The organism is Streptomyces sp. NBC_01537 (assembly GCF_045040445.1).
In the GTDB taxonomy this organism is placed as follows: Bacteria; Actinomycetota; Actinomycetes; order Streptomycetales; family Streptomycetaceae; genus Actinacidiphila.
The window spans coordinates 1,781,632-1,808,272 of record NZ_CP109392.1 but is presented as its reverse complement, the minus strand read 5'-3'; the positions used below and the strand labels follow the sequence as shown (position 1 = coordinate 1,808,272).

Annotated in this window: 27 protein-coding genes, 1 tRNA gene and 1 pseudogene; 15 read left to right on the top strand and 14 right to left on the bottom strand. The window is 70.6% G+C overall.

Going from position 1 to position 26,641, the window contains the following annotated elements; genetic code table 11:
- Positions 1-44: 44 nt before the first annotated feature.
- Positions 45-416, bottom strand: coding sequence for a DoxX family protein (locus OG607_RS08440; protein ID WP_405720680.1), 372 nt, complete (start codon positions 414-416; stop codon positions 45-47).
- A gap of 34 nt (positions 417-450) precedes the next feature.
- On the opposite strand from OG607_RS08440, the gene OG607_RS08435 reads away from it, so the two are divergent.
- Both OG607_RS08435 and OG607_RS08430 read left to right on the top strand, forming a co-directional pair.
- Entirely contained in the window at positions 451-843 is a 393-nt protein-coding gene (locus OG607_RS08435) for a VOC family protein (RefSeq protein WP_405720677.1), read from the top strand.
- On the top strand, positions 843-1,436 hold the full coding sequence (locus OG607_RS08430) for a histidine phosphatase family protein (protein ID WP_405720675.1): 594 nt from the start codon (positions 843-845) through the stop codon (positions 1,434-1,436). The genes OG607_RS08435 and OG607_RS08430 overlap by 1 nt, the downstream gene beginning before the upstream one ends.
- On the opposite strand, the gene OG607_RS08425 is transcribed toward OG607_RS08430, so the two are convergent.
- On the bottom strand, positions 1,402-5,610 hold the full coding sequence (locus OG607_RS08425; protein ID WP_405720671.1) for a glycoside hydrolase family 38 C-terminal domain-containing protein: 4,209 nt from the start codon (positions 5,608-5,610) through the stop codon (positions 1,402-1,404). The genes OG607_RS08430 and OG607_RS08425 overlap by 35 nt on opposite strands.
- A 5-nt stretch (positions 5,611-5,615) precedes the next feature.
- Positions 5,616-6,542, bottom strand: coding sequence for an N-acetylglucosamine kinase (locus OG607_RS08420; RefSeq protein WP_405720668.1), 927 nt, complete (start codon positions 6,540-6,542; stop codon positions 5,616-5,618).
- Positions 6,543-6,814: 272 nt separating this feature from the next.
- Between OG607_RS08420 and OG607_RS08415 the strand changes: the two genes are divergently transcribed.
- The 5 genes from OG607_RS08415 to OG607_RS08395 all read left to right on the top strand — a co-directional run bounded on the left by OG607_RS08415 (position 6,815) and on the right by OG607_RS08395 (position 13,510).
- The gene (locus OG607_RS08415; RefSeq protein ID WP_405720665.1) at positions 6,815-7,972 is read left to right on the top strand and encodes an ROK family protein; all 1,158 of its coding nucleotides are present in this window, start codon (positions 6,815-6,817) and stop codon (positions 7,970-7,972) included.
- 313 nt (positions 7,973-8,285) lie between these two features.
- The gene (locus OG607_RS08410; RefSeq protein ID WP_405720662.1) at positions 8,286-9,617 is read left to right on the top strand and encodes an ABC transporter substrate-binding protein; all 1,332 of its coding nucleotides are present in this window, start codon (positions 8,286-8,288) and stop codon (positions 9,615-9,617) included.
- Between the two features lie 51 nt (positions 9,618-9,668).
- Positions 9,669-10,646, top strand: coding sequence for a carbohydrate ABC transporter permease (locus OG607_RS08405; protein ID WP_405720660.1), 978 nt, complete (start codon positions 9,669-9,671; stop codon positions 10,644-10,646).
- 26 nt (positions 10,647-10,672) lie between these two features.
- Complete coding sequence (locus tag OG607_RS08400) at positions 10,673-11,551, top strand: carbohydrate ABC transporter permease (RefSeq protein ID WP_405720657.1); 879 nt, start codon at positions 10,673-10,675, stop codon at positions 11,549-11,551.
- A 9-nt stretch (positions 11,552-11,560) separates the two neighbouring features.
- On the top strand, positions 11,561-13,510 hold the full coding sequence (locus tag OG607_RS08395) for a hypothetical protein (RefSeq protein WP_405720655.1): 1,950 nt from the start codon (positions 11,561-11,563) through the stop codon (positions 13,508-13,510).
- 6 nt (positions 13,511-13,516) lie between these two features.
- Here OG607_RS08395 and OG607_RS08390 read toward each other — a convergent pair whose 3' ends face one another.
- A complete protein-coding gene (locus OG607_RS08390) occupies positions 13,517-13,645 on the bottom strand; it encodes a hypothetical protein (RefSeq protein WP_405720652.1) in 129 nt (42 codons plus the stop codon).
- A 178-nt stretch (positions 13,646-13,823) separates the two neighbouring features.
- A complete protein-coding gene (locus tag OG607_RS08385) occupies positions 13,824-14,198 on the bottom strand; it encodes a cupin domain-containing protein (RefSeq protein ID WP_405720649.1) in 375 nt (124 codons plus the stop codon).
- A gap of 87 nt (positions 14,199-14,285) precedes the next feature.
- On the opposite strand from OG607_RS08385, the gene OG607_RS08380 reads away from it, so the two are divergent.
- Complete coding sequence (locus OG607_RS08380) at positions 14,286-14,741, top strand: MarR family winged helix-turn-helix transcriptional regulator (RefSeq protein WP_405720646.1); 456 nt, start codon at positions 14,286-14,288, stop codon at positions 14,739-14,741.
- Positions 14,742-15,360: 619 nt separating this feature from the next.
- Here the strand turns inward: OG607_RS08380 and OG607_RS08375 are convergent.
- The 3 genes from OG607_RS08375 to OG607_RS08365 are packed head-to-tail and all read right to left on the bottom strand — an operon-like array spanning position 15,361 to position 17,278.
- Positions 15,361-15,795, bottom strand: a complete 435-nt coding sequence (locus OG607_RS08375; RefSeq protein WP_405720643.1) for a GNAT family N-acetyltransferase — start codon at positions 15,793-15,795, stop codon at positions 15,361-15,363.
- A gap of 2 nt (positions 15,796-15,797) precedes the next feature.
- A complete protein-coding gene (locus OG607_RS08370; protein WP_405720640.1) occupies positions 15,798-16,661 on the bottom strand; it encodes a thioesterase family protein in 864 nt (287 codons plus the stop codon).
- Between the two features lie 2 nt (positions 16,662-16,663).
- Complete coding sequence (locus tag OG607_RS08365; protein ID WP_405720637.1) at positions 16,664-17,278, bottom strand: TetR/AcrR family transcriptional regulator; 615 nt, start codon at positions 17,276-17,278, stop codon at positions 16,664-16,666.
- Between the two features lie 173 nt (positions 17,279-17,451).
- On the opposite strand from OG607_RS08365, the gene OG607_RS08360 reads away from it, so the two are divergent.
- Positions 17,452-19,011, top strand: a complete 1,560-nt coding sequence (locus OG607_RS08360; protein ID WP_405720634.1) for a hypothetical protein — start codon at positions 17,452-17,454, stop codon at positions 19,009-19,011.
- A 37-nt stretch (positions 19,012-19,048) separates the two neighbouring features.
- Here OG607_RS08360 and fdhD read toward each other — a convergent pair whose 3' ends face one another.
- Positions 19,049-19,909 (bottom strand): formate dehydrogenase accessory sulfurtransferase FdhD, encoded by an 861-nt coding sequence (fdhD, locus tag OG607_RS08355; protein ID WP_405720631.1) that lies wholly within the window; start codon positions 19,907-19,909, stop codon positions 19,049-19,051.
- 153 nt (positions 19,910-20,062) lie between these two features.
- Here fdhD and OG607_RS08350 point away from each other — a divergent pair, with 153 nt between their 5' ends.
- Entirely contained in the window at positions 20,063-20,746 is a 684-nt protein-coding gene (locus OG607_RS08350) for a GntR family transcriptional regulator (protein WP_405720629.1), read from the top strand.
- Between the two features lie 61 nt (positions 20,747-20,807).
- Positions 20,808-21,158 carry a hypothetical protein gene (locus OG607_RS08345; protein WP_405720627.1) on the top strand — a complete coding sequence of 117 codons (351 nt, stop codon included), beginning with the start codon at positions 20,808-20,810 and terminating at the stop codon, positions 21,156-21,158.
- A 38-nt stretch (positions 21,159-21,196) separates the two neighbouring features.
- Here OG607_RS08345 and OG607_RS08340 read toward each other — a convergent pair whose 3' ends face one another.
- Positions 21,197-21,715: a VOC family protein gene (locus OG607_RS08340; protein WP_405720625.1), complete on the bottom strand. Its 519-nt coding sequence runs from the start codon at positions 21,713-21,715 to the stop codon at positions 21,197-21,199.
- A gap of 64 nt (positions 21,716-21,779) precedes the next feature.
- On the opposite strand from OG607_RS08340, the gene OG607_RS08335 reads away from it, so the two are divergent.
- Positions 21,780-22,418 carry a LysE family translocator gene (locus OG607_RS08335; protein ID WP_405720623.1) on the top strand — a complete coding sequence of 213 codons (639 nt, stop codon included), beginning with the start codon at positions 21,780-21,782 and terminating at the stop codon, positions 22,416-22,418.
- Here OG607_RS08335 and OG607_RS08330 read toward each other — a convergent pair whose 3' ends face one another.
- The gene (locus tag OG607_RS08330) at positions 22,419-23,003 is read right to left on the bottom strand and encodes an alpha/beta hydrolase (RefSeq protein WP_405720620.1); all 585 of its coding nucleotides are present in this window, start codon (positions 23,001-23,003) and stop codon (positions 22,419-22,421) included. It lies immediately after the preceding gene.
- 86 nt (positions 23,004-23,089) lie between these two features.
- On the opposite strand from OG607_RS08330, the gene OG607_RS08325 reads away from it, so the two are divergent.
- Positions 23,090-23,434 (top strand): chorismate mutase, encoded by a 345-nt coding sequence (locus tag OG607_RS08325; RefSeq protein WP_405720617.1) that lies wholly within the window; start codon positions 23,090-23,092, stop codon positions 23,432-23,434.
- Here OG607_RS08325 and OG607_RS08320 read toward each other — a convergent pair.
- Positions 23,427-23,957 (bottom strand): hypothetical protein, encoded by a 531-nt coding sequence (locus tag OG607_RS08320; protein WP_405720614.1) that lies wholly within the window; start codon positions 23,955-23,957, stop codon positions 23,427-23,429. The genes OG607_RS08325 and OG607_RS08320 overlap by 8 nt on opposite strands.
- Before the next feature lie 158 nt (positions 23,958-24,115).
- Between OG607_RS08320 and OG607_RS08315 the strand changes: the two are divergent.
- Both OG607_RS08315 and OG607_RS08310 read left to right on the top strand, forming a co-directional pair.
- A pseudogene (locus OG607_RS08315) lies at positions 24,116-24,635 on the top strand (hypothetical protein); the annotation flags it as partial.
- A 68-nt stretch (positions 24,636-24,703) separates the two neighbouring features.
- Positions 24,704-24,788: transfer RNA gene (locus tag OG607_RS08310), tRNA-Leu, on the top strand.
- A gap of 123 nt (positions 24,789-24,911) precedes the next feature.
- Here the strand turns inward: OG607_RS08310 and OG607_RS08305 are convergent.
- Both OG607_RS08305 and OG607_RS08300 read right to left on the bottom strand, forming a co-directional pair.
- Positions 24,912-25,112, bottom strand: coding sequence for a hypothetical protein (locus OG607_RS08305; RefSeq protein ID WP_405720611.1), 201 nt, complete (start codon positions 25,110-25,112; stop codon positions 24,912-24,914).
- 453 nt (positions 25,113-25,565) lie between these two features.
- The gene (locus OG607_RS08300) at positions 25,566-26,396 is read right to left on the bottom strand and encodes a helix-turn-helix domain-containing protein (RefSeq protein WP_405720609.1); all 831 of its coding nucleotides are present in this window, start codon (positions 26,394-26,396) and stop codon (positions 25,566-25,568) included.
- Between the last annotated feature and the right edge of the window lie 245 nt (positions 26,397-26,641).

Genomic DNA, 26,641 nt, shown 5'->3' with positions numbered 1-26,641 from the left:
AGAAGTGTCATGTAACGGAAAAATTAGGCAAAATCGGACTTCTGTCAACGCAGCATGTCCACTACCAGCACAGACAGCGCCATCCCGAGAAACAACATGTAAGCCCCGAGCGCCCGGCCCCGGTCGCCCGCCCGCAGCTGCATGACCAGCACCCATGCGAAGACCAGACCCTCCACGGCAGCCCCCGCCACCCCCAGCGGCGGGGTCGGGAGCCCGGCGATGACGGCGGCCGTACCGAGCAGGTGCAGCGAGCCCAGCAGTGTCAGGACCCACAGCCGGCGGCCCTGGAGAACGCCCAGCCGGGTGAGTTCGTCGAGCCGGGTCAGTCCCGGCCTGGCCCGGGCCAGTTGGACGACCGCCGACGGCAGCGATTCGAGGACGAGGAGCACGGTGAGGGCCACGGCCAGTGCGAACACGGCGCTCAGTGTGCCAGCCGCCTAGGCTTGGCATGTGGGATCACCCGAACCGTTCGTCCACCACATCGGCGTCTTCGCGTCCGACCTCGCCGCGAGCAGGGACTTCTATTCGGCAGCGCTCGCCCCGCTCGGCGTCCGTATCGGATACGAGACGGCCGTCGCGGCCGAGTACTGGCCACCCGGCCGCGACACGCCCTCGCTGTCCCTGGAGCAGGCCGAGGCCGCCACCGAGCGCACGCGCGGCGTGCACATCGCCTTCGCGGCCGGTGACCGCGCGGCGGTCGAAGCCTTCCACGCAGCTGCCGTGGCGGCGGGCGGCCGCAGCCGTCACGCCCCGCGTCACTGGCCCCAATACCGCGCGTACTGCGCGTTCGTGAGCGACCCGGACGGCAACAACATCGAAGCCGTACACAAAGAGGAGTCCTGATGCACCCGCGCCTCATCCTGGTCCGGCACGGCCAGACCGAGTGGTCCAGGAGCGGCCAGCACACCGGCCGCACCGACATCCCGCTCACCGAGGAGGGTCGCGACGCCGCCCGGCTGCTGGGCAAGCGCCTGAAGCGGTCGCCCTGGGAGGACTTCCCGGGCGCCCAGGTCCGTACGAGCCCGCTGGCGCGCGCCCGCGAGACCTGCGAGCTGGCCGGTTTCGGGGACCGCGCCGAGGAATGGGACATGCTCATGGAGTGGGACTACGGCGCCTACGAAGGCCGTACGTCCCCGGAGATCCGTGAGGAGCGTCCCGGCTGGGTGATCTGGCGCGACGGAGTCATCGGCGGCGAGACCTCCTGGCAGGTCGCCGGGCGCGCCGACCAGGTCGTCGCCTGGGCGAAGGCCTCCGAAACCGACTGCGTCGTCTTCGCCCACGGCCACTTCCTGCGCACCCTCGCCGCCCGCTGGCTGCACCTGGACCCCGCGCGCGGCATGGTGCTCAGCCTGGCCCCCGCCTCCCTGTCCATCCTCGGCTGGGAGTACGGGGACCCGGCCGTCACCCTCTGGAACGACACAGCCCATCTGCAGTGAGTGCCAGTGCCCGCGTGTACTGGACGCCGCCGAACGCCGTGACCTTGGCCAGCACCCACCACTCGCCGCCCGGGTCGGCGGTGGCCGCACAGCCGACGGCGTACGGCAGTTCGGCCGTCGCCCCCGGCGCGATCGCGAAGCCCTGCGTCCGGGGCGTCACCGCGATGTCGTCCCCGGGCGCGCCCCATGTCCCGTAAGGGCTGACCAGCTGCACCTCGCCCCGGATCTCGGAGCGGGCGTTGTTCGTCACGCGCACGCAGCGTTCCGTCAGTTCGGCCCGCAACGGCTCGGCGGTGGGCGCGCCCACGGTGACCGGTACGGCGTCCTCCAGGAGCTGGCCGAGCTCGTCCCGGATGCGCGCCGCCACGTAGTACGTGCCCTGCGCGGCGCCCTCGTCGGGGCTGACCGTCAGCTCGAAGTCCGCGTGCTCGCCCGGCGCGAGGTCGTAGGCGAGGGTCTGCCGGGGCGTCGCCGTGAGGCCGGCGGGCACGTCGAGCTCGACCCGGCCTTGCGCATGCCGGGTCGCCGCCGCGACGGTCAGGCGGATCCGGCCCTGCTCGTGCTGCGTCAGGTGGACGCTCACCGGCAGGTACCCGATGGGCGCGGGCCCGGCGTTGTGCAGCCAGTACCGCGTGAACACGGGCTGGGCGGTCTCGGTCCGTCCGGCGCTTGAGGCGCCGGGGGGCCTGGGGGTCCTGGGGGCACCCACCGGACGTGCGGCGAACGTGGCGACGTCAGCCGCGCCCATGGCCACGCACACGACGCCCGCGTCCTCCACGGCCAACGCCCGTACATCCGAGGCGCGTTGTTCCAGCAGGTCCGTCGCCTCCGGCTCGGCCAGGCCCCCGCCGAACAGCCGTACGCGAGCGGAAACCGCCCGCCCCTGCGACTCGTACAGCCGGACCGCCAGTCCGTCGACACCGGGGTCCACTTCCCCGGATAGGCCGGAGGCCATCGCGTTGCCGCGCGGCTTCAGCGCGCTGAGCAGGACATTGTCCGGCTCAACTGTCAGCAGCGAGGCGCCGGAGGGCAGTTCTCCGCCGCTCGGGGCGGTTTCCACGGCGAGCAGCGCGTGGTTCGCCTCCTGGCCGGCCCGTACGAAGCCTCCGGCGCGCCAGTCGCCGGGCCCGGCGACCAGGCTGTAGCGGAAGTCGTGCGTCCAGTGCTGGAGGGCGAAGCTGCTGCCGTCGGGGACGGTGCGGCGCTCGCCGTCGATCCAGATGCCCGCCGGCCAGTCGGTGCAGGCGCGCATGAGGGTGAGGCAGAGCGTGCCGTCGGCGGTGGCGACGAAGCTGGGCGTGCCGTGGTTGAGGAGGGCGGCGGAGTAGTCGTCGGCCGGCTCGGTGGTGGTGGCGAGGCCGTCGGGGACGGGGACGTCGATGACGGACCCGGTCACTGTGAGGTCGTGGGCGATGAGGACCGGCAGATCGCGCGGCCCGCGCAGGTCCGCGCCGGGCACCCAGGCCTCCCGCCGGGTCCGTGTCGCCGGGACGAACACCCGTCCGTGCGTGGCCAGCGCCTCGCGGTAGGCCGGACCGGCATCGCTGAGAACGGCTTCCGCGAAGGCATTGTCAGTGCCGAGTGCGAACCTGATGTCGGGGAGATTGGAGTCCGCGTCGAGGGAGCCGTAGCGCGGGCCGTCAGGGCGGGTCGTGGTGGCCGTGACGCCCTGGGCGACGAGGGCGGCGAGGAGGGGGCGTACATCATGGTCAGCGGGGGCGATCACTTCGGCAACGCCGATGGCGTGCTTGAGGGTGTGGCCGTCAGGGCCGTGCAGGGCGAGGTGCGCGGTCGTGCCGAGCCCGGCCCAGGTGTGGGCGGGGTTGTCCAGGGTCCACAGGTGCTCGGCGGCGTCGGAGTCCGGGAAGCCGAACGACCGCCCGATGGCGGCGAAGCCGACCTCGGAGACGGGCAGCGCGCCGGGCAGGTCGAGGTCGAAGCGGACCCGCAGCAGCCGGTCCTGGCCGATCGAGCCGTCGACCCGGGTGCGGAAGTCGACCCGGTCGGCGCCCTCCCACAGGGTCGCGGTCTGCGTGAACCGCAGCTCGCCGAGCCGCGTTTCGCTGATGATCCGCCGCCCGACGGGGGAGTGCTCGACCCGTACGGAGGCGGCGGGCGCCGCGCCCGTGCCCCGGCCGGGGCCCTTCGGGAGCAGGTGCCACGGGCCCTCGCCCCACACGGGGTGGGTGGTGTGCTCGTCCTGGACGACCAGCTCGGCGCCGAGCCCGCCGGGGCGCAGCAGTTCGCGGCCGGTGCGCAGGTCCGTGACCCGGCTCAGCGCGCCCCCGCGTGCGGGGTCGGCCTCGATGCGGAACGTGCCGTTGTCGATGACGGTCGTGCCGGGCACGGTCGTCCAGCCGGGTGTCGTGCCGGGCGTCGTGCCCCCGGCCTCGCTCTCGACGAGGCGGTGGACGCGGTGTCCGAGGGAGGGGATGCCCCGGGCCAGGAAGGTGAGGGTGCCGCCGTCGGACACCGCCGGCAGGGGCCGTCCGCTGTCGTCCCGTACCTCAAGGCCTTCGCCGGCAGGCACCGACACGACCCCGTCCCGGTCCCAGGACAGCGTGTTGGCGACATACACCGCCCGGCCCTCGCCGCGCGTGTCCGTGCCCTGGGCGAGCTGCTCCAGCGCGGCACCGCGCACCTGGTCGCCCAGCTCGTACGCCTCGCGCCAGCCCGCCGCCAGGTCGATGTAGACCTGGTCGGACTCGGTGCCGGTGACGGCGTCGTGGTGGGCTCCGTACGCGAGCAGCCGCCACGCCTTGTCGAGGGACTCGGAGGGGAAGCGCTCACCGAGGAAGGTGGCGGCGAGCGTGGCGAGGCGCTCGCCGTCCAGGACGGCGGTCTCGGCGGCACGCTGGGCCTGCTTGGTGTCGATGTAGGAGACGTCCTTGCCGGTGAAGACCGGGTTCATGTCCCGGGTCTGCGGCGTGACCGGCGACACCGTCCATGCCGTCCGGTCCTCGGCCTCGCGGCGTACGGCGCCGAAGAAGTCGCGCGTCAGGCCCATCGTGAACCGCGGCCAGACATAGCGCTTGGCCCACTCGCGGTGGACCTGGGTGCACCAGCGGGACGGCACGTTGTGGTCATGGCCGACCGGCAGCATGACATTGCGGGTCGCGGCGACCTTCTTCAGCTCGGCGTACTGGCCGTAGGCCGCCTCCATGGCAGCGTCCACCGACTCCGTGCGGTTGATCGCCCAGCCCGCGGTGTAGTGCGCGCCCATGTAGTGGGTGAGGACGCCGCGCCCGCTCGGGGAGATCCACTCGAACTCGCTGGGGAACTGCATCCGGGCGATGTCCTCGGCGTGGCCCATCGGGCCGGAGTTGTGGAACGGGCCGCGCGCCCAGGCGCTGGAGTCCAGGCCGGCGTCGGCCATCAGGCCGGGGTGGGCGGGGTCGTGGCCGAAGACGTCGAGCATCCAGCCGGAGCGCGGGTCGCCGCCGAGGACGTCGCGCTGATAGCCGATGCCGTAGACGGTGTTGCGGATGGTCGACTCGGGGTGGGTGAGATTGGTGTTGGGCTCGTTGTAGCTGCCGCCGACCAGCTCGATGCGGTCCGAGCGCAGGAAGCGCCGCAGGTCGGCCCGGTCGTCCGGGTAGGCGTCCCAGTGCGGCTTGAGATAGTCGATCTCGGCGAGGACGAAGCGGTAGTCCTCGTCGTGCCGGGCCGCGTCGAGGTGCGCGCGTACGAGGTCGAAGGCGCTGCGCACGTGGGGCGGGCGCAGTCGGTCGACCCAGGGCAGGTCGGGGAGTTCGTGGCGGATGGCGGTGAAGCCGGCCTGGGTGTTCCACCACACGGGGTCGTAGTGGAAGTGGGACACCATCCACATCGTCCAGCCGGTGGCCTCTGCCGTGATGGTCCCGTCGGCCGTGCACCGCCGGCCGGTGCCGTCGGCGTCCTCCACGACGGCGGTGACGCGGTGCACGGAGCCTTCGGCGGCCGGCGCGGAGACGACCACGCCGACCTCGACGACGGTCTGTTCCTCCGGGCCCGGGAGGGTGATCAGCTCGGGTTCGGGCGTGCTGACCGTCGGCCCCTCCACGCGGACCCGCACCGGGCCGGCCGGGCGGCCGGCGCCGCCTGCCGTGCCCTCCACGGTGACCCGCACGACCTGGCGGGGAGCCGGGCCGGTGCCGACGAAGAGATCGGTGGACCGGATGGCGTGGATCCGCATGCTGTTCAGAGGCCTTTCAGGGAGGACTGGCGGAGCAGGCGGGCCAGCCGTACGGCCCCGGTGACGGGCGGCACCCGCAGCGGATGCACCCGGGAGCCGGGCAGTGCGGTGGCGAGGGTATCGGTGAGCGCGGTGAAGAGCACCGGCTGGTTGAGCACGACACTGCCCGCCACGACGATGTCGTCGGTGACGGCGCCGCGTTCGGCGAGCTGTATGACCAGGCCTGCCAGGGACCGGCCGCCCTCCGAGATGACCTCGCGGGCGATGGCGGAACCTGCGGCTGCCGCCTCGAAGACGGCCGCGCCGTGCCGGCCCCAGTCGGCGGACGGCTCCTGCGCGGCCTCCAGGGCGGCGCCGAGCGCGGGGACCTCGGGTGCGTCGAAGGCCGTGAGCAGCAGCCGGGCCAGCTCGTCCGGCTGTTCGTCGCGGTCGTGGGCGGCGTAGACGGCGCGTACGGCCTCGCGTACGAGACCGGCGGCGCCGCCCTCGTCGCCGAGGACCGCGCCCCAGCCGCCGACCTGGACGGCGGTGCCGTCCGGAAGCTCTCCGACGGCGACCGAGCCGGTGCCGGCGACCAGCCCGACCCCCTTGTCCAGCCCGAGAGCGGGGACGAGGAGCCGGGAGTCGTTGACGACGTGGCAGGGCACACTGCCGCCGAGGCGGGCGACGAGCGCCTGCCGGATCAGTTCGGCCTGCCGCGGGGTCTCGCAGGCGTGGGCGCCGACGGCGACCGACACGGGACGGGACCCCGCGGGCAGGGCGTGGTGGATCAGCTCCGTGAGCCAGTCCGCGGCGTCGGCGGCGTGATGTGGCCGCCAGTCACGGCTGGCGCGGACGTGGTCGGCGACGGTCTCGTCACCGGCGTACGCCTGGAGATGGGTCTTGGTGCCACCGACGTCGATGCCGACGACGAGGGCAATGGAGTCCTGCACGGGGTTCTTCGCCTTTCGCGACGCAGCGCTGTGGGGGTGGTGTCTGCTGCGCACGGCGGGCGAAACCGTGACTGACGGAGATGGGGTAGCAGAGCAAAGCGGATCAGAGCAGCGATGTCAGGAGGCCCCGGGACGGGCCTCGGTCGAGGGCGACAGGCGTGTGTCTGGCTTCGTTAGGAAGTTAACTAACGAAGTAGAGTGCGTCAAGGGGCTGTGAACACAAGCGGCCCCCGATGTTTGATGCGACCTGATCGATCGACCTGGGGGACCGTATGACCACTGGTGATCACGCCGGGCCGCGGCCGAGTGACAGTACCAGAGCCGTCTTTGAGGTTCTGGCCGGTGCCGGACGCGCCACGCGCCCCCAACTGGCCGCCGCCTGCGGCCTGTCCAAACCCACCGTCTCCCTCGCCGTGGCCGAGCTGGAGGCCGCCGGACTCGCCGCCCGCTCCGGCACCGCCAACGGCGCCACCGGCCGCTCCGCCGCCGTCTACCGCCTCGGCCCCCGGGCCGGCTGCGTACTCGCCATCGACCTCGGCTCCACCCACACCGAGGTGCGCGGCTGCGCCCTGGACGGCGCCGTGCTCGCCGTCCAGGGCACCGACAACGAGCTGCGCCCCGCCGACGCCGTCCACACCGTCATCGACGCCCTGCGCGCGGCGGCCGCCGGCCCGCTGCGGGCCGCTGTCGTCGCCGTCCCTGATGTCGCCGGGCAGGACGCCGACGGCCGGGTCCGCCCGGCGACCGCCCGGATCCGCGGCGCAGTTGAGGCCCTCGCGCTGCCCGCCGGGGTCCCGGTCCAGATCGAGAACAACGTCAACTGCGCCGCCCTCGCCGAGCTGCACGAAGGCGCCGCCCGTGACCGCGACCGGGCCGGGTTCGGCTATCTGCAGATCGGCTACGGCATCGGCCTGGGCATCGTCCTGGGCGGCCAGGTACTGCGCGGCGCGAACGGCGCGGCCGGGGAGGTCGCCCGGCTGCCCTACCCGTGGGCCGCCGCCCAGCAGCCCCGGCACGAGGGCCTGGAGGCCTACACCGGCGCCCGCTCCCTCATCGCCCGCGCCGCCGTGGCCTGGCGGCCCGACGAGGGCGACGGGCCCCTCCCGCACACCGCCGAACAACTTTTCTCACTCGCCGCCCGAGGTCACGCCACCGCCGCCGCCCTCGTCGCCGGCCACGCCGCCGAGGTGGGCAGACTGGCCGCAGCCGTGGTCGCCGTGCTGGACCCCGGGCTGATCGTCCTGGGCGGCGGCATCGGCGCGAATCCCCAGCTCCTGCCGGGTGTACGGGCCGAACTGGCCCGGCTGAGCTGGCCCACCGAGGTCGTCTCCAGCGTGCTCGGCAACAGCGGCACCGTCCTGGGCGCGACCCGCCTGGCCGTGGCCCGGGGAATCCAAAACGTTACCGGCGAGCCAACGGCCGGGCATTGACTCCGGACCCCGCACTCTGCAAATGTCCGGACAAGCGCTTTCTAGGGCCGGTGGGACCCGGCTCAGGGTGAGTGGTTCACGATCTTGTACGAGGGCGTGCCCGTACGGGATGCAGGAGGCAGGATTCCGCATACAGAATCCACGGGCCTCCGTCAGGACCCTCATCTGTACGGCGGCGCGGCCGGGCGAGGCCGCAATCCACGGGAGCGCGCAACCCCCTGAGCTGTACCCGAGCATTCCCACGCATTTCCCGGCAGCACCCCCCAGTCCCGAATCACTCGGGTACTTCGTCACGTACATGTAGGAGGAACCGGTGGGCACCGAAATCTCACGCAGAGGCCTGCTCCGCATCGGCGGAGGGCTGGCCGCCACAGGCGCCCTCACCAGCGCCCTGGCCGCCTGTAGCGGCGGCACTGGCGCCGGCAGCACCAGCAGCAAGCTCACCATGACCTGGTGGGGCAGCGACGAGCGCCACGCGGCCTACAAGAAGGCGCTTGCCGCCTTCCAGAAGAAGAACCCCTCGATCAAGGTCCAGGCGACCTACCAGGGCTACGACGGGTACTTCGACAAGTTCAACACCAACATCGCCGGCGGCAGCGCCCCCGACCTGCTCCAGATGGACACCGCGCTGGTCGCCCAGTACGCCCGCAAGGGTGTGCTCGCCCCGATCGACTCCTACGTCGGCAAGAGCCTCGACCTGACCGGCTTCTCCAAGACCCTCCTCGCGGCCGGCACCGTCGACGGCAAGCTGTACGGCGTCCCGTCCGGCATCGGCGTCAACCAGCTCACCATCAACCGGAGCGGCCTTGAGGACCTGGGCCTGAAGCTGCCGGACGCCGAGTGGACCTGGGCCGACCTGAAGTCGATCTCCCAGCAGGTCTACAAGAAGAGCGGAGGCAAGACCTACGGCGTCGACGACGGCGGCGGCTCCACCCTCCAGTGCTTCGAGATCTTCGCCCGGGAGAAGGGCCAGCAGTTCTTCTCCGACGACGGCAAGAAGCTCGGCTTCACCTCCGACACGCTCCAGGAGTGGTGGGAGTACTGGGCCGAGATGCGCAAGATCCACGCCTCCGGCCCGGCGGCGCTCACCTCCGCCGCGCACAACGACCTCACCAAGAACGCGGTCGTCATTGGCAAGGCCCTGTTCACCTTCGACTCCGGCGTCTACGGCGCGGGCGGTTCCATCACCGACGCGCAGCTGGACTTCCTGCCCACCCCGCAGGGTGACTGGTCCGGCGCACGCGAGGGCAACTTCGTCAACGGCGGTGTGCTGCTGAGCGCGACCAAGGCCAGCAAGAAGGTCGCCGACTCCGTGAAGATCATGTCGTTCATCGCGCAGGACGCGACGGCGATCAAGGACTTCCAGCTGCTGCGCGGCATCCCGCCGACGGAGAAGGCCCGCAACCTGATCGCCTCGGGCCTTACCGAGACGGACAAGCTGAACATGGCGAACGCCGACTACATCTCCAAGCGCGTCTCCAAGGCGACCAACGCCCTGGCCGCCCCCGCCGCCCCGCCGCAGGGCGCCGACCAGATCTGGGACCTGCTGTTCCAGTCGAACCTCGCCGTCGCCTTCGGCAAGAAGACCATCAAGGCGCAGCTGAGCGAGTTCTTCGACCAGGCGGCAGGCATCCTGTCCGCGTAAGCCGCACGGCACAACGGCAACGGAACACCGGGAAGGGCCAGGGAGATGAGTATGACCACCGCGAACACCGACGCGGTCGTGAAGGAGACGCCGGTTCCGGCGACCCCGTCCGACCAGCGGGAGCGCGAACGTATGCGCCGCCGCCTCGCCAGACGGCGGGGCGGGGGCTGGTGGCCGTTCCTCTTCCTGGCCCCCTGGTTCGTCGGCCTGTTCGGCCTGACGATCTACCCGATGCTCGACTCGCTGTATCTGTCCTTCACCAACTTCGACCTGCTGACGCCCGCTCAGTGGGTCGGCACCCACAACTACGAGCGCATGTTCTCCGACGACCCGGTCTTCTGGGACTCGGTGCACGCCACGCTTCTGTACGTCCTGGTCTCAGTGCCGCTGAAACTGGCGCTCGCACTCGGCGTGGCGATGCTGCTCAACCGTGATCTGAAGGGCATCGGCATCTACCGGGCCGCCTTCTACCTGCCCTCGCTGCTCGGCGGCGCGGTGGCCATCGCCATCGTCTGGCGTCAGGTCTTCGGCGGCGACGGCCTTTTCAACGACTTCCTCGCCTGGTTCGGCATCAAGGGCCAGGACTGGATCTCCAGCCCCGACACCGCGATCTACACCCTGATCCTGCTGGCCGTCTGGCAGTTCGGCACCCCGATGGTCATCTTCCTCGCCGGTCTGAAGCAGCTGCCGAAGGACGTGTACGAGGCGGCCGCGATCGATGGCGCACCGCCGGTCACCCGCTTCTTCAAGATCACCCTGCCGCTGCTGACGCCGATCGTCTTCTTCAACGTCGTCCTGCAGATCATCGACGCGTTCAAGACGTTCACTCCCGCCTACGTGATCAGCAACGGTTCCGGCGGACCGCTCAACTCGACCATGCTGTACTCCCTCTACCTGTACAAGAAGGGCTTCACAGACCTTCAGATGGGCTACGCCTCGGCGCTTGCCTGGGTGCTGTTCCTGGTCATCGCAGGCTTCACGGCGGTCAACTTCATCGCCAGCCGCTACTGGGTCCACTACGACGACTGACGTCTGAGCGAGGAGTCCTTCACCCCATGTCCGTCATCACCCCGAACCTGTCGCCGCTGCGCAAGCTGCGCTCTGCGACCGGCGCCCGCCGTATCTTCATCCACACCGTGCTCATCGGCGTGGCGATCGTCATGCTGTACCCACTGATGTGGATGCTCAGCAGCTCCCTCAAGCCCGACACCGAGATCTTCACCCACCCCGGGCTCATCCCGAAGGCGCTGCACCCGCAGAACTACTCCAAGGGCTGGAGCGGCTCCGGCAACTCCTTCTCCCTCTACATCACCAACTCGCTGATCGTCTCGATCGGCGCGGTGGTAGGGAATGTCATCTCCTGCTCGCTGGCTGCCTACGCCTTCGCGCGCTTCGAGTTCCGCGGCAAGAAGATCTGGTTCGGCCTGATGCTCGGCACGCTCATGCTGCCCACGCAGGCGGTCCTGATCCCGCAGTACACGATCTTCTACAACCTGACCTGGATCAACACGTTCCTGCCGCTGATCGTGCCGAAGTTCCTGGCCGCGGACGCGTTCTTCATCTTCCTGATGGTCCAGTTCATCCGCTCCATCCCGCGCGAGCTGGACCAGGCGGCCATGATGGACGGCGCCAATCCCTTCCAGATCTACTGGAAGATCATCCTGCCGCTGATGAAGCCGGCCCTGGTCACCACGACGATCTTCACGTTCATCTGGACGTACGACGACTTCCTGCACCAGCTCGTCTACCTCCAGCAGAACGACAAGTTCACCGTCCCCCTCGGCCTGACCCTCTTCCTGGACCAGACGAGCGGCTCCTCCTACGGCGCGATGTTCGCCATGTCGACCCTCGCCCTGCTGCCGACCCTCATCTGCTTCCTGATCTTCCAGAAGCGGCTGGTCGAAGGCTTGGCCACCTCCGGACTGAAGGGCTAGTACGAACCCGTGGTCTTCCTGACCTACCAGCGCGGCGCCCTGCACGACCTGGCCGACGACCCGGCCGCGTACGACGCCGTGCTGGAGCGAGTCACCGCCCAGGCCCTCGCCCGCATCACCGAGGACGGCAACCTCGAACGCCCCGACTGCGGCGAGGACATCGGCGACACCTCGCTCGGCATCACCTCACTGCTCGCCCTCGCCTGGCAGCGCTCCGGCGGCGCCCTTGACAACCTTGTCGAGCCGGTGCGCCGCAGCCTGGAATTCCACCTGCGCATGCGGGTCTACCGCACCGACAATCCCGGCTACCCCAACCTGCGCATGCGCGATTCCGGCGAGCCGTACGCCCGCTACGTCCTCGGCGACGGCGAACACCCCATCGGCGACTGGCCCAGCACCGCCTGGGCCCTCCTCCAGGCCGTCAACGTCCTGGACCTCGCCGAGGGCCTGATCGCCGACGACCAGCGCGCCGAGCTCATCGACGTCGCCCACGGCTACTGGCGCTGGCTCACCGACGTCGCGTACTTCAACCCCCAGGACACCGCCAACCAGGCCATCGGTGCCATCGTCGGCGCCCTGATGCTCGCCCGGCACCTGGGCCCCAAGGACGCCGACGCGGTGCGCGAGCGCGCCCTGCACATCTACGCCACCGAGATCCGCGCCCGCCGCCTCCCCGACCGGGGCGCGCTGTGCCCGCCCGAGCACGGCGGGGCGTACGACAACAACTACGGCCCGATCTCGCTGTCCTTCCTCGCCCAGGCCCACCGGGTCAGCGGCAAGCAGGTCTTCGCCGCCGACGGCGATGAGCTGGCCCGCTACATCGACGCCCGCCTGGCCTCCGGCGGCTACGACAACGGCGGCCCCCGCTACAGCGAGCAGCACTCCGGCTTCGAAGCCGTCCTCGGCATGCGCTACTTCGGCCGCCGCATCCGCTCCGACCTCGGCCGCTACCTGGCCGACACCCGCTGGGCCCGCCATGCCGCCGGCCCCGACGGCGCCGTCGACGGCCACTTCGCCTTCATGCTGGTCTGGCAGACCCAGGACACCACCCGCTGGTACCGCACCCCGGGCACGGCCGTCGCCCGCCACCAGCTGCGCTCCGCGCGCGTCTCGGTCTCCTTCGACGGCGCCATGACCCCCGCCCTGATCGAGGCAGGGGGAACGATCCTGCTCCCCGCCGCCGTCAACCGCCAGCACGGCTTCGGCCCCGCCGCCGACGGCTTCCTGCTCACCCGCCCCATGGGTGAGATCCGGGTCCGCGACGCCGTCGCCCCCGGCGGCCTGGCGGCCAAGCTCGTCACCAAGCCGGTCGTCAACCGCGACCACACCCTGCTCCACGTGCAGTCGCTGTACGTCACCGACGGCACGAGCCTGTGGCTGACCACCGCCCTGGAGCGCATCCCCGGCGTTCGCATGCTGGCCGGACTGCCGTACGCCACCGCGCTCGACGGCCGCCTCGCGAAGATCACCGAAATCGGCGGCCTCGACCTCGCCGAGAAGGGCGCGAGCCTGGTGGCCGAGGGCAACACGCTGGTGGCCGGAGGCCTCACCGTCAGCTCCGCGGGCGAACTCACCCTCACCACACCCGACTTCCCCGGCACCGACGGCTCGGCGTACTTCAACAGCCCCGACACCATCGGCCTCACCCAGGAACAGGCCGCCTTCCGCCTCGCCGCCGACCCCCGCGGCTACGGCAACCCCGATGCCGGCTGGCGCGACATCATCGCCACCACGGCCCTGGCAGCGGCCCCCGCTCCCGGCTCCCCGGACGGCCTGACCGTCCTCGCGGTCCGCTACACCCCCGCCCACGCCGCCGACGGCACCTACGCCCCCGGCCTCACCCTGGACGAGGGCGGCCTGACCATCCGCACGGAGGCCTTCACCGCCCTCGTCGGCCCGCCCTCAGGCGACGCCGCCGGCAACCCGACTCTGGAGCTGCGCCCGGCCGCCGGAGCTTAAGAGGCCTCAGGCGTTGCCGGACAGCAGCCCCGGGCTGGTGGTCCCCGGCGCGCCGAGGCCGCTGGGGCCGTCGACGAACGCGGCCCCCGTGAGGAGGGCGAGAGCGGCGAGGGCGGCGCTGAAGAAGCGGCGCATGGTGGTCTCCTTGAACATCGGTATGCGAAGCACTGACTGGAACGCCCCATTGCATACCGCCGAATGGCCACCCAAGCGCCGCATTTCACCCTTCCGAGGGCGCGGCGCCACCGAATTGCGGGCACCGCCACATCGGTTGATCCTGCCAAGGGCCACGGTCTACCGGAAGAGTCTGTAGTCACTGCACCCAGGGCGGCGAGATCCGCGACCCGTCGGCGAGTTCCGCCTCCAGCCCGAGGCTGGTGGTGACCCACATCGTGGCGGGCTCGGCGGTGGGGTTCGCGACCCCCAGGAGCGTCCCCGCGGGCGCGACGGCGACATCACCGGGGGACAGCATCCGCGCCTCGCCGTCGAGGCTCAGCCTCAACGAGCCGCTGAGCAGCAGAAACACCTCCTCACGGCTGATCGTGTGCGCCGGTCCCTCGACCCCGGCGGGGATCTCGCCCCGCCAGGCGCACAGCTCGGTGCTGCCGAGGCCGGAATTGGCGTACGAGACGAAACGAACCCCGTGCAGCTCGTGGACGACGGCATCGGCAGCGCGGACGAAAGGCATGACGGACCTCCTGAATAGGCAAGCAACTTGAGCAAGTAGCTTGCTCATATGCTCAAGCTGCTTGCGCAATGTGTCAAGCTTGGCGACGTGAACGACGCCCCTGCCGAAGAAGCCCTGGCCTTCAGCGCCACCCTCCTCGCCGCCGCCGGTGGCCTGGTTGCCGCTATCAACGCCGGCGTCATCGCCCGCGGCTTCGACGACATCCGCCCGGCCCACGGCTTCGCCTTCGCATGCATGGCCCCGGACGGCGCCACCGTCAGCGAACTCGCCGACCACCTCGGCTTCACCCGCCAAGCCGCCAGCCAGCTCGTCGACGAACTCGTCCACAAGGGCTACGCAGAGCGCCGCCCCCACCCCCACGACGCCCGCGCCCGCCTCGTCGTCCTCACCGAACGCGGCTGGTCCTGCACGCGCGCGGCGGAAGCGGCCGCCGCGGACGCGGTGCGTCCCTGGACCGCGGTCCTCGGCGAACGTCGCATGCGCATGCTGCGCGACGACCTCCAGCGCATCGCCCCGGGCGGGCCCATCCGGCCGACCTGGTGACTCGCGGGGTGCGGGCTGCCATGGCTGGCGGTGCCGTTGCGGTGCCGCCCGCCATGGTTGCTGGTTCCGTCCTCAAGCGCCGGACGGGCCGCGCGGGCGGTGCCGCCTGCGCCGGTGTGGGTGCGGTGCCGTCGGTTGGGGTTGCTGGTTCCGTCCTCAAGCGCCGGACGGGCTGGGTTGGCCGGTGTGCGCCTGCTGTTGTCGTGCGGTCGGGGCCGCCTGCCGGGACTGCGTCCTCAGCGCTCGCGACTCGGGTCGGCCTTGTTCGTGCCCGGGATCCTCGCTCGTCGCTTCCGGGCGCATCCCTCCACCGTCCCCTTCGGCCCGTACGCGGCCACCGGCCGGTGGGGGTACAGGTCCTCAGGCCCGGACGGGTGAGGATGTCCTTCCGGCCGGGCGGGGGCGGTGGAGGGGTTCTCCCGCAGGCGACGAGCGAGGGCCCCGGGCAAGGACAAGGCCGACCAGAGTCGCGAGCGCCGAGGAGAGAGACCCCGGCAGGCGCCCCCGACCCCACGGCCAACCCAGCCCGTCCGGCGTTTGAGGACGGAACCGCCAGCCATGGCAGGCGGCACCGCAACCGCACCGCCAAACATGGCCAACGGCACCGCAACCGCACCGCTCACCCTAGAAGCGGACGCTTCAAATAGGTCGCCGTCTCCTCGAAACCGAGCCGTACGTAATAGTCGCGCGCCCGCCGGGTCGGAACGGTGACCTCCACCGCCCCCAGCCCGCGCCCCCGCTCGACAACGGCCCGCACGAGGCGCTCGCCGACGCCGCGACCACGCCAAGCGGGGTCGACCATCAGCTCCTGCAACTCGCAGACGTAGCCGTTCGCGTACAGCACCAGCAGATCGTGGACGAGGGCGTAGCCCACGACGACGCCCTCGTCCTCCGCCACCAGAAGGCCACCGTGACGACCGCTCAGCAGCAGCGGAAAGTGCCGGTCGAACAACGAGCGCTCCGGCCGGTGGCTGGTGGCGAAGCCACTCAGCAGCACGAAGACGGCATCGGCGTCCGCCGGGACCGCCGCACGCACCGTCACGGTCGCCGTCATCGTCAGGGCCGTGGCTGCCGTACGCGGGCGAGCTGGCGCGACTGGGCGACCAGGCGGCCCGAGGAGTCCCAGACCTCGGCGTCCTCCTCCATGTAGCCGTCGGCGAAGTTCCGGGTGGAGTGGGTGATCCGAAGCCAGCCCGGTGCGGGTTTCGCCCTTATGTGGGCGGTCAGTTCGAGGGTCGGGGCCCAGCCGGGGAGGCCCAGGTCGAAGCTGACCGGCGGCAGCGAGTCCACGGCGAGCAGCAGCATGAGCGGATCCGGCTCGCGGCCGTCCGGGAGCCGGAGCCAGCCCTGGATGAGCCCGCGTCCGCTGGGCTGCCCGAGTGCCCAGCCGACGGTCGAGGGGTCCAGCCGCAGCTCGATGCTGTCCAGCAGCGGGGCCTCCTTGAGGAACTCCGGGGGTGCCAGCTCCGTGCCTACGCACTTGTCCGGCGGGGGCATGTCCGGGGGAGCGGCGGAGGTCCGCACATCGCCGGCGGCATGGCCGTCGAGGTCGCCGTAGGTGGCCATTGCCCGAAGCCGCTCCTCGCCGTTCTGGGCGATCGAGGCCGTGCCGGTCGAGACCGTGCGGCCCCGGCGCAGCGTCTCCGTCCGTACGGTCGCGGGGCCGGGCCGGGAGGCCGAAAGGTAGTAGGCGCTGATCGAGAACGGATCGGTGTGGCCGTGGCCGTCCTCGCCGCCGCCCAGCTCGGCGGCGAGCGCGCGCCCGGCGAGGGCGAGCAGGAAGCCGCCGTTGACGCCCTGGCCGATGCGCCAGCTGTCGTACAACTCGGCGTCGTACAGGCCGGAGGCGCCGGGGCGCGCAGTGAGCGCCGTGTCCCGGTCGAATCGGTGTATCGGAACGGGAATCGGAATCTGATTCATCGTCAATGTCCTTCTGGAGATATGTCATTCAGGCCGAAGGCGCGCAACAGCGCCTCCAGCGCGTCATCCACGTCGGCGGCGCCCGTGGCCAGTGGCAGCGACCCCCACATCCACAGCTGCGCCAGCCCCTGCAGCCCCGACCACAGGGCCCCGGTCAGCAGCCGTGTGTCGTCGCCCTGTCGCCAGCCCTCCTTCTGGGCCTCCCGTACCCGCGCGGCCATCCCGTCGTCGAAGGTCGACAGGCTGACCCGGCTCAGCTCCCGGTCGGTCGGATCGAGCAGGTCATGGCGGAACATCAGCTGGAACATCGCCGGATGCGCGAGCGCGTACGCCACGTAGGCGCGCGCACAGGCCCGCAGCCGCTGCACCGCCGACGCGTCGCCGGGGCAGCGCGCAACCGCCTGCCGGCCCTGGGCGGTGAGTTCCCGGAAGCCGGTCGTCGCGACGGCGGACAGCAGTGCCGCCCGGTGCGGGAAGTGCTTCAGCGGCGCTCCGTGCGACACGTTGGCGCGGCGCGCGATGGCCCGGAGGGTGAGGCCCTCGACGCCGTCCTCGGCGAGCACGGCGAGTGCGGCGTCGAGCAGGCGGCCGCGGGGGTCGGTCGGCGGGGCGTTCATGGTAGACACTGTCCACCGAAGAGGTGGACAGTGTCCACCTCTTTCAACGGCCGGTTTCCGCGTGGCCGCATGCCCTACTTTTGGCCTTGAGGCCTTGCGTACGGAATCGGGTGGAGTCGGGGGCGAATCTGATGTCAGCGGCGACGGGCGTGACGACAGGCGCGAGAGGCACCGTGGTCATCCTGACCGCGCTCCCGCTGGAGTACCAGGCGCTTCGCGCCCATCTCACGGAGCTGGAGGAGCGCATTCACCCCGAGGGGACGATCTTCGAAGTGGGCTTGCTTCCGGGCAGTCCGTGGAAGGTCGCGCTCGCGGAGATCGGCCAGGGTGCCAGGAGCGCAGCGGTGATCACGGAACGCGCGCACACCTGGCTGCAACCGGAGGCGCTCCTTTTCGTCGGCGTCGCCGGCGGCCTCGCCGACGACATCGCTCTGGGGGACGTCGTCGTGGCCACCAAGGTCTACGGCTACCACGGCGGCAAGCAGACGCCCGAGGGCTTTCACGCGCGGCCCCAGGCCTGGGATGCGTCACACCGCCTGGAACAGGCGGCCCGCGCCGCCCTTCGCGATCCGCAATGGGGGCGGCGGTTGGCCGGTCCGATTCCGGCCGTGCACTTCAAGCCCATCGCCGCCGGTGAGATCGTCCTGAACGACGCCCAGAGTTCACTCACCGACCAGCTCACACGCCAGTACAACGACGCGGTCGCCATCGAGATGGAGAGTTCCGGCGTCGCCCAGGCCGCCCATTTGACGGATGCCCTTCAGACGCTCACGGTCCGGGGCATCAGCGACAAGGCCGACGGCCGGAAACGGACGACGGACGCTGACGGATGGCAGCAACTCGCCGCCGGCCATGCCGCTGCGGCCGCCTTGGCCGTGCTCGACCGCCTGGTCTCTGTCCAGCCCGCACCGCCCCCGCCCTATCCGACCCTCCACGCGGTACAGACAGCCGTCCCATACACTCCCCCGGCCGCTCCCCCCTATCCCGTATGGATGCCTGAAGACGTCGAGCGGCGACTGGCGAAAGCGCGGGATGTCATCGGCAATGTCGCCGAGAAGGCCAGGCTGATGTCCGAGGTCTTCCCGGACGCCGAGACCGTATGGGGGGCGGACAGCTGGAAATACCTCAAGCTGCGGTGGGATTGGGCTGAGTTGGTATTCGCTTCCGGCCGGGTCGCGGAGGCCGCCGACGAGTACCTGGATCTCATGCCGCGCATGGTCGGTACGCCCGAGGCGAATCCGCGTGGGGCACTGCCCGACATGCTGTTTCGCCTGTCGGCCCACATTCTGGTCAAGGCCGGTCGTGTGGGCGAGGCCGTGGAGCTTCTGTCGGACCAGTTGGACGCGTCGCTGGAAGTGAAGGGCCCGCGCGCTGAGGAAACGCTGAGACTGCGCGAGAGCCGTGCCCTCGCCATCGCCGCCGATGGAGACCCCGACGAGGCCGTCCGGCTGTTGAAGGAGCTCATTCCGGATATTCGTGACGCCGTCAAGGCGATGAGCAGTGGCGGCGATACGGCACTTCAAACGCGATTCCACCTGGGCGTGTGCCTGCTTCAGGCTCAACGCCGCGACGAGGCCCTGATGACCCTGGGAGCTGTCCTTCGTGACCGCGAAACCTCGTACAACTACGTCTACCTGCCGGATTTCATGCTGGCGGAGGCGCAGGACCTGGTGAGCGAACTCGACCCGCCACCGCCGCCGTCCGAGAGGCGGGGATTCTTTCGGCGGCGGTGAGCTTTTCCGTCGGCGTGCGGGTAGGGCCGCAGCGGCGTCAGGCCCGGCCGGAGGCCTCTGCGCGCAGGGCGATGCGCTGCTCGCCGGCGTACACGTTCATGGAGGCGCCGCGGAGGAAGCCGACGAGGGTGAGGTTGGACTCGGCGGCGAGGTCGACGGCGAGGGAGGAGGGGGCGGAGACGGCGGCGAGGACGGGGATGCCGGCCATGACGGCCTTCTGGGCGAGCTCGAAGGAGGCGCGTCCGGAGACGAGCAGGATCTTGTCGGCCAGCGGCAGCAGGCCCTGCTGCAGCGCGCGGCCGACGAGCTTGTCGACGGCGTTGTGACGGCCGACGTCCTCGCGTACGTCGAGGAGCTCGCCGTCAGTCGTGAACAGCGCGGCGGCGTGCAGGCCCCCGGTCCGGTCGAAGACCTGCTGGGCCGCGCGCAGCCGGTCGGGGAGGGCGGACAGCAACCCGGGTTCGAGACGGACGGGGGGAGCGTCGGGGTCGTCGGCGATCGGCCAGCGGGCCTGGGTGCGGACCGCGTCGAGGCTCGCCTTGCCGCACAGCCCGCAGGAGGAGGTCGTGTAGACATTGCGCTCAAGGGTGATGTCGGGGACGGGGACGCCCTGCGCAAGCCGCACATCGACGACGTTGTACGAGTTCGAACCGTCCACCGTCGCGCCTGCGCAGTACACGATGTTCGCCAGCTCGTCCGCCCGGCCGAGGACACCCTCGCTGACCAGGAAACCGGCCGCGAGCGCGAAGTCGTCACCGGGCGTGCGCATGGTGATGGCCAGCGGCTTGCCGTTCAGCCGGATCTCCAGCGGCTCCTCGGCGACCAGCGTGTCCGCGCGGTGGCTCGCGGCGCTGTCCCTGATGCGCAGTACGCGGCGGCGCTCGGTGACCCGTCCCATGGTGATCAGTCCTGTCGGTAAGGGAGGCAGCGGCAAACGGCTCTTACCCAAGAGGTTGCCACGGGTCGCGGGACCGACGTGCGGCGAGGCCGGCCAGCCTGTACTCAGTAGACTGTAGACGAAAAACAATTACCGAGCGCTGGGGGACACAGGATGCTGTCCGCAGGACTTCCGCAGGGTGCCGTGCCGAAGCTGGAACGCCCCGGACCGCTCCGGGAACGGGTCTACGAAGCGCTCCTCGAACTGATCATCACGCGGGCCCTGCAGCCCGGCCAGCACCTGGTCGAGACCGAACTGGCCGGCCACCTGGGCGTCTCCCGCCAGCCCGTCCGCGAAGCCCTCCAGCGCCTCAACACCGAGGGCTGGGTCGACCTGCGCCCCGCCCAAGGTGCGTTCGTCCACGAGCCCACCGACGACGAGGCCGACCAACTCCTCGTCGTCCGCGCCCTCCTGGAGACCGAGGCCGCCCGCCTCGCCGCCGCCAACGCCTCCGGCAAAGGCCTCAAGCGCCTCGACGAGCTCTGCACCGCCGGTGAACGCGCCGTCGAGGCCGAGGACGTCGACGCCGTCGTGGCTGCCGACGCCGCCTTCCACGCGTATGTCATGGAACTGGCCGGCAACGCCGTCCTCTCCGAGCTCGCCGCCCAGGTCGAACGCCGCGTCCGCTGGTACTACACGCCCATCGCCCGCCAGCGCGGCATCCAGTCCTGGAACGAGCACCGCGAGCTGATCATCGCCATCGCCGAACGCGACGAGGCCCGGGCCCAGCGGGTCATGCGCACCCACACCGAGCACACCCGCACGTCCTACCAGCAGCGCGAGCGCAGCGCCGGCTAGGCCCTGGTGCCTGAGCGTCGGACCTGGAACCCCGATCACCCGCCACGCGTCCGTACGGGGCATGGAACAGCGTGAAGAGAGCAACCCTGCCGCCGGATTGCTCATCGCGGCCCTCGCGGTCGCCACGGCGTTCGGGGTGTGGCTTCATGGCGCCCGGCCCGGTCTGTACGGAGCATTCGAGGGCCAGCGGGACTGGAGCCTGCTGTACGCGGACCTGCCGTGCATGCTCATCGGGCTTCCGGCGGTCACCCTGGCGGTCTGGACACTGACGCGCGTTGCGCTGCGCCGCCGGCTGGGGCGCGGTGCACGTGGTCTGGCGTCGGGCACGGTGGCCGTGGTGGTCCTTCTGGTCCTGGCCTGGGCCTGCCTTGCCTGGCTGGGCGCCCGGGTCGGCTGGGTGTCGCCGCAGTAGTGACCCGGGCGGCCAGGGGCTCTGGTCGGCCTACCGGCCTACTTGAGCAGCGGGATGCCCTCGAACTGGCCGAGATCCTCCCGGTACAGCTCCAGATTCAGGCCGTTGGGGTCCCGGACGTACAGGCTGTTGTCGACGCCCCGGTCCGGGCCGAGGTAGTCGAAACCGGCCGCGTCGAAGCGCGCCTTCGCCGCCGCGAACTGCTCGGCGGTCACCGAGAGCGCCATGTGCTGGAGGCCGCCGATGGTCTCGTGCTGCTCGGGGTGCTCGTGGCCGGGGAAGTCGAAGAAGCCCAGCAGATTGCCGTTGCCGATGTCGAAGAAGAAGTGGCTGGACCCGGCGTAGTCCCGGTTCTCCACCAGCTCGACGAGGGGGAAACCCAGGAAGTCCTGGTAGAAGGCGATCGTCTCCTCGACATCGCGACAGATGAACGCCACGTGGTGCACGCCCCCCGTCGTCGTCGGGGGCCGCTCGCCCAGTTCCCGCAGGTACTTCGCGCGCAGCACCTCCCGCCGCTCGCGCACCGCTTCCAGCTCTTTGCCCTGGGGCTCGGCCATGATCTGATCGCCTCCGTAGAAAAATCCGATGCCGGTCAACGCATACCCGCTATACCTTCCAGGCATGGTGTCACTCGACCGACTGGCGGCCTTCGCCGCGATGTCCCTGCTGATCTGCGTGATCCCCGGTCCCAGTGTGCTCTTCGTCATCGGCCGCGCGCTCGCCCACGGCCGCCGTGTCGCCCTCACCTCCGTCGCCGGCAACACCCTCGGCTCGTACGTGCTGGTGGCCGCCGTCGCTCTGGGCATCGGGCCGGTCGTCGAGCGCTCCGTGCTGCTGTTCGCCGCACTCAAGCTCGCGGGCGCGGCCTACCTGGTGTATCTCGGCGTCAAGGCGCTGCGACAGCGCAAGGCACTTGCTCTCGCATCGGCCGACCAGCGCACGCCGCGCGGCGCGCTGCGCACCCTGGGTGAGGGCTTCGTGGTCGGGGTCTCCAACCCCAAGACGATGGTGTTCTACGCCGCCGTGCTGCCCCAGTTCGTCGACCGCGCCGCAGGCCATGTCATCGGCCAGATGCTGCTCCTGGGCCTGATCTTCAACGCCGTCGCTCTCGTCTCCGACTCGACCATGGGCCTGGCGGCCTCCGCCGCCCGCTCCTGGTTCGCCCGCTCCCCGAGGCGGCTGTCCCTGGTCGGCGGCGCGGGCGGCCTGGCCATGATCGGGCTCGGGGTCACGGTCGCGGCGACAGGTCGCACGGACTGATCAGGCAGGACCCACCAGCGCGTCGAGCAGCTCGGGGAACCGTGCCCCGGCGTCGGCCATCCGGTCCTCTGACGTGAAGTGGCCGTACCCCCGGAACTCCCGGTAGCCGATCCCCTCGACGCGGCTGCGGATCCGGCGGACGCTCTCCTGGATGTCCTCCGCGTCGTCGTCGGAGTGGAAGAGCAGGGTCCGCGCCGTACGGGAGGCCAGCGCGGGGTCGGGACGGAAGTCGAAGAAGGCGGGCGCGACGTCCCCGAACGGGTCGAGCCATGGCGCCACCAGCACGACCCGCCCCACGCGCGTGCCCGGGCGCTCACTGAGCCAGCGCAGCAGGAATCCGCCGCCGCAGCTGTGGCCGACCAGCATGGTGCCGGGCCCGATGTCGTACCGCTCGAACTCCCGGCGCCAGGCCGGATAGTCGGGCGCGTACGCGAGCGGCATCTCGGGGGTGTGCGCCGCTATGTCCCGTACGATCAGCTGCTTCGCCAGCCACGGCAGCCACAGGTGATTGCTGGCGGAGGGCACCTCCGGATCGTAGTACTCCTCGCGGGGCGGGCACCCGTGGACGATGATCGCGTTGGCCATCGCCCGATGATAGGCGCAGGCCCGGAGCAGGTATCGTGCTTCGGTCCACCCTTCCGTCCCGGCCCGACCAGGATCGCGAGAAGTGCATGAGTGAGCAGCAGTCCGGCGAGCAGCGCGGCGACGACGAGGTGTTGCGGCGCCTGCGGTATCTGCGCGGCAGCATCGACAACCTCGACGCGGCCCTCGTCCACCTGCTCGCCGAACGCTTCAAGGCCACCCAGCAGGTCGGCGAGCTGAAGGCGGCCCACAGCCTGCCCCCGGCCGACCCGGAGCGCGAGGCACAGCAGATCGCGCGGCTGCGGGGGATGGCGGAGGACGCGCATCTCGACCCGGCGTTCGCGGAGAAGTTCCTCAACTTCATCATCGAGGAAGTGATCCGGCACCACCGCGTCATCGCGGAACGGGCCGCCAACGGTTCCGCGCTCAGCTGATCCAGCCCCTGGCGCGGAGCAGGAACTCACGGGTCGAGCCCATCCCGTACCTGTTCACGTCGCTGGACAGCCGGGCGATCTCCGCCAGCATCGGCGCGATGTCGATCCCCGCCTCCTCCGCCTCGGCGCACAGGTCCCTCAACCCCAGCAGTTCGTCGCGTGCGTCGGGACCCTGGTCCATCGCCGAGAAGTGCAGCAGCCGAAACCGGAAGCTCTCCGGCGTGGGCTCGTGCGGCACGTGCACGGCCCAGCGGAAGGACGTGTAGCGGTTGAACAGCGCGCGTACGGCGGCTCGTACGCTTTCGTCGCCCTCGGCGTAGCGGGCGATCACGGCCCGCAGCGCGGCCTCGGCCTGCGCCTTGACCCCTGCTTCCTCCAGCGGCCGCGACTCCCTGAGCTTCGTCTCGTAGTCGGGGTCGGAGGTATCCACCCGACGGTTGGCGAGGGGCTTCAGCAGCGCGTCGATCCGCGCGATCTCGTCCTCTATCACCGATATCTCCGACGGGGTCGGCACCTTGTCCATGTCCCGGTCCGTACCCGCCCCGGATCCGGACGATGCGGGAAGGGAAGCGCGGCGGGCCCAGGACCTGTCCGGCGGATCCTGGCCGGGTCCGCGACCCCTGGCGCGGCACCTCGCGGCGTTGCCGAAACGCCCACAGGAAACCACCCCGCGGGCGCCTCGTTGACGATCCCTGCCGCGTCAAAGGGCTCGGCGACCTCGTCTCCGAGGCCATCAGCCGCGGCGCCGTCCCCCTCCACCGCGGCACCCTCGCCGACGCCCGCCTCCTCCCCGGCCAGGACACCTCCGCCTATCTCCCCCCCCCGGACCACTCTCCTCAACCCCGCCCCCTCCTCCCCCCTCCACCACGCGGAGCCCTTCGGCCCCGTCGACACCATCGTCCTCGTCGACACCGAAGCCGAGCTCCTCGCCGCCCGCCTCGCCCCCCCACATCCGCGCCCTCAAAACGGGCCACAACCACCCCCGCTCCCGCGGCGACCGCGCCGAGCTCTTGAGCGGCTTCGGCGCCTCCTGGCGCGGCGCCTTCGTCGGCGGCCACCTCCTCGTCCACGCCGTCACCCAGGGCCCCCGCCCGAGTGCCTCCCCGGCAACTTCCCCGACCGCCACCTCATCCCGCCTGACCTCCCCCATTGCCTCCCGCTGCCGTCCCGCCCCCGGGGCGGCAGCGGGATACGCAGGTGAAACGCACCCCGAATCCTTGGTATCGTTGTCCTTGTCGCCGCGGGAAACCGCGCGGGACGTCACACCCGGTCCGGGTGGCGGAATGGCAGACGCGCTAGCTTGAGGTGCTAGTGCCCTTTATCGGGCGTGGGGGTTCAAGTCCCCCCTCGGACACGCTATTTGTACTCGTTTGACGGTTTTTGCGCAGCGGTGATCGGCGCCCGTTCCCGGCCTTCGGCCGAGCGCGGGCGTTTTGCTGTCCCATACCCCGCGTGCGGTGTCGTGTGCGCAGGGTGGTCAGCCGATGGCAATCTTCTCTGCTTCCGGGGTGTCGGCGGTCACGGTGTGTGCGGTCGGGTCGTAAGTGAGCTTGATGCCGCCCGCCCGGAAGCGTCCCGCGCGGCGGGCCCGGTGAGGGAGTGCTGGTCGGGGGGCTTGTTGTGGGCGGAGCCGGATCAGCAGTGCCGGCAGGTGCGGCAGGACCTGATCCTCGCGCACATAGGCATTGCGGGGGCCGGTCTGGTGCGGGTGAGGTGGAGCTGGAGTGTCCGTGGCGGCAGCGGTAGGCGGGGTGCTGGTGGTTCCAGCAGGACTCCATCCGGCGCTCGCACACCCCGCACCGCAGCACGCCAGCGAGTAGGTAGGTGCGGCCGGGCGCAGTCTCGCGGGCGGTGCGGAGGTGCTGAACTGCGATGAAGTCGGCTTCGCCGACGAGCGCCGGGTGGGCCGGCGTGGTGGAGATGACCCAGTCCTCGGGGGTGTTCCAGCGCGTGACCGCACCGAGGGCGCCGTGAACCGCATCAAGAAGATCAAGAGGCAGCTGTACGGCCGGGCCGAACTCGAACTCTTACGGAAGATGATCCCTGTTGGTGAGACCGCCCGTGATGATTCCCCGTGATCGCTGTCAGAGCGGAGCCGTTCAAGGTCATCACGGCCTACAGGGAGGACTGGTCAGAATTCCTTGCGGGCGTGCTCCAGGATCGCCGTGGTCAGATTTGCTCCAGGTGCCTGGGCACTCATCTGGTCCAACGCTTCGAGGAAGGTCGCCACGTCGGCCCGGTCATCGAAGTAGGTGGCGCTGGTCAAGCTCTCCACGTAGACGATGTCCGGCAGCTCGGGCTGTTGGAAGCGGAAGATCTGGAAGGGCCCGTACATCCCCGGGTGTGGGCCTGAGGAGAACGGCATGATCTGGAGCCGGATATGGGGCAGCGAGCATGCTTCGATGAGCCGGTCGATTTGGGCGCGCATCACGGCGGGGCCGCCGGTAGGCCGACGGAGGACTGCTTCGCCGATGACCATCCACAGCAGGGGTGGGTTCTCCCGGGTCAGCAGCCGCCGGCGTTCGGTGTGCAGCGCCACCGAATGTTCCACTTCCTGCTCGGAGGCAGAGGGACGTCCCGCCCGCAGTACCGCTCGTGTGTAGTCGTCCGTTTGGAGGAGTCCGGGGACGTAGTGCGGTTCGTAGGCGCGGATTGTATCGGCCTCGCCCTCCAAACTCACGAAGGCGCTGAACCAGTCGGGCAGCACATCGTGGTAGCGGTGCCACCACCCAGGCTGGTTGGCATCCCGGCACAGGCTGAGGAAGGCCTCGATGTCGGAGGAGTCGGTGACACCGTAGGTGTGCAGCAACTTCTCGACGTAGGGGAGTTTCAGGGTGGCCGTAGCCGTCTCCATGCGGAGGATTGTGGCAGGGGTGACGTCCAGTGCGAGGGCCGCCTGCTCGTACTGCAGGCCGGCCTTTTCCCGGAGGTCCTGAAGGCGCTTGCCGAGCAGCACTCTCATTACGGTGGGTGTGCCACCGGCTCGTGCTTCCTGTGCTGCGCCACTGCGTTCGGACCCGGCGATGTGCGCAGCAAGGAGGCGGAGGGCGGCAGCGTCTGGCTCCCCAGGGAACGCCTGGCTGGGAAGCCGCTCATGTCCCTGGTACCCGAGGGCGTCCAGAAGCTGGACGACTTCACGGGCAGCCTCCGCAGATGCGTCCCCGGTGCCGTGGACCATCTGGTTGCGCAAGTCGGCCATCCTGCGGA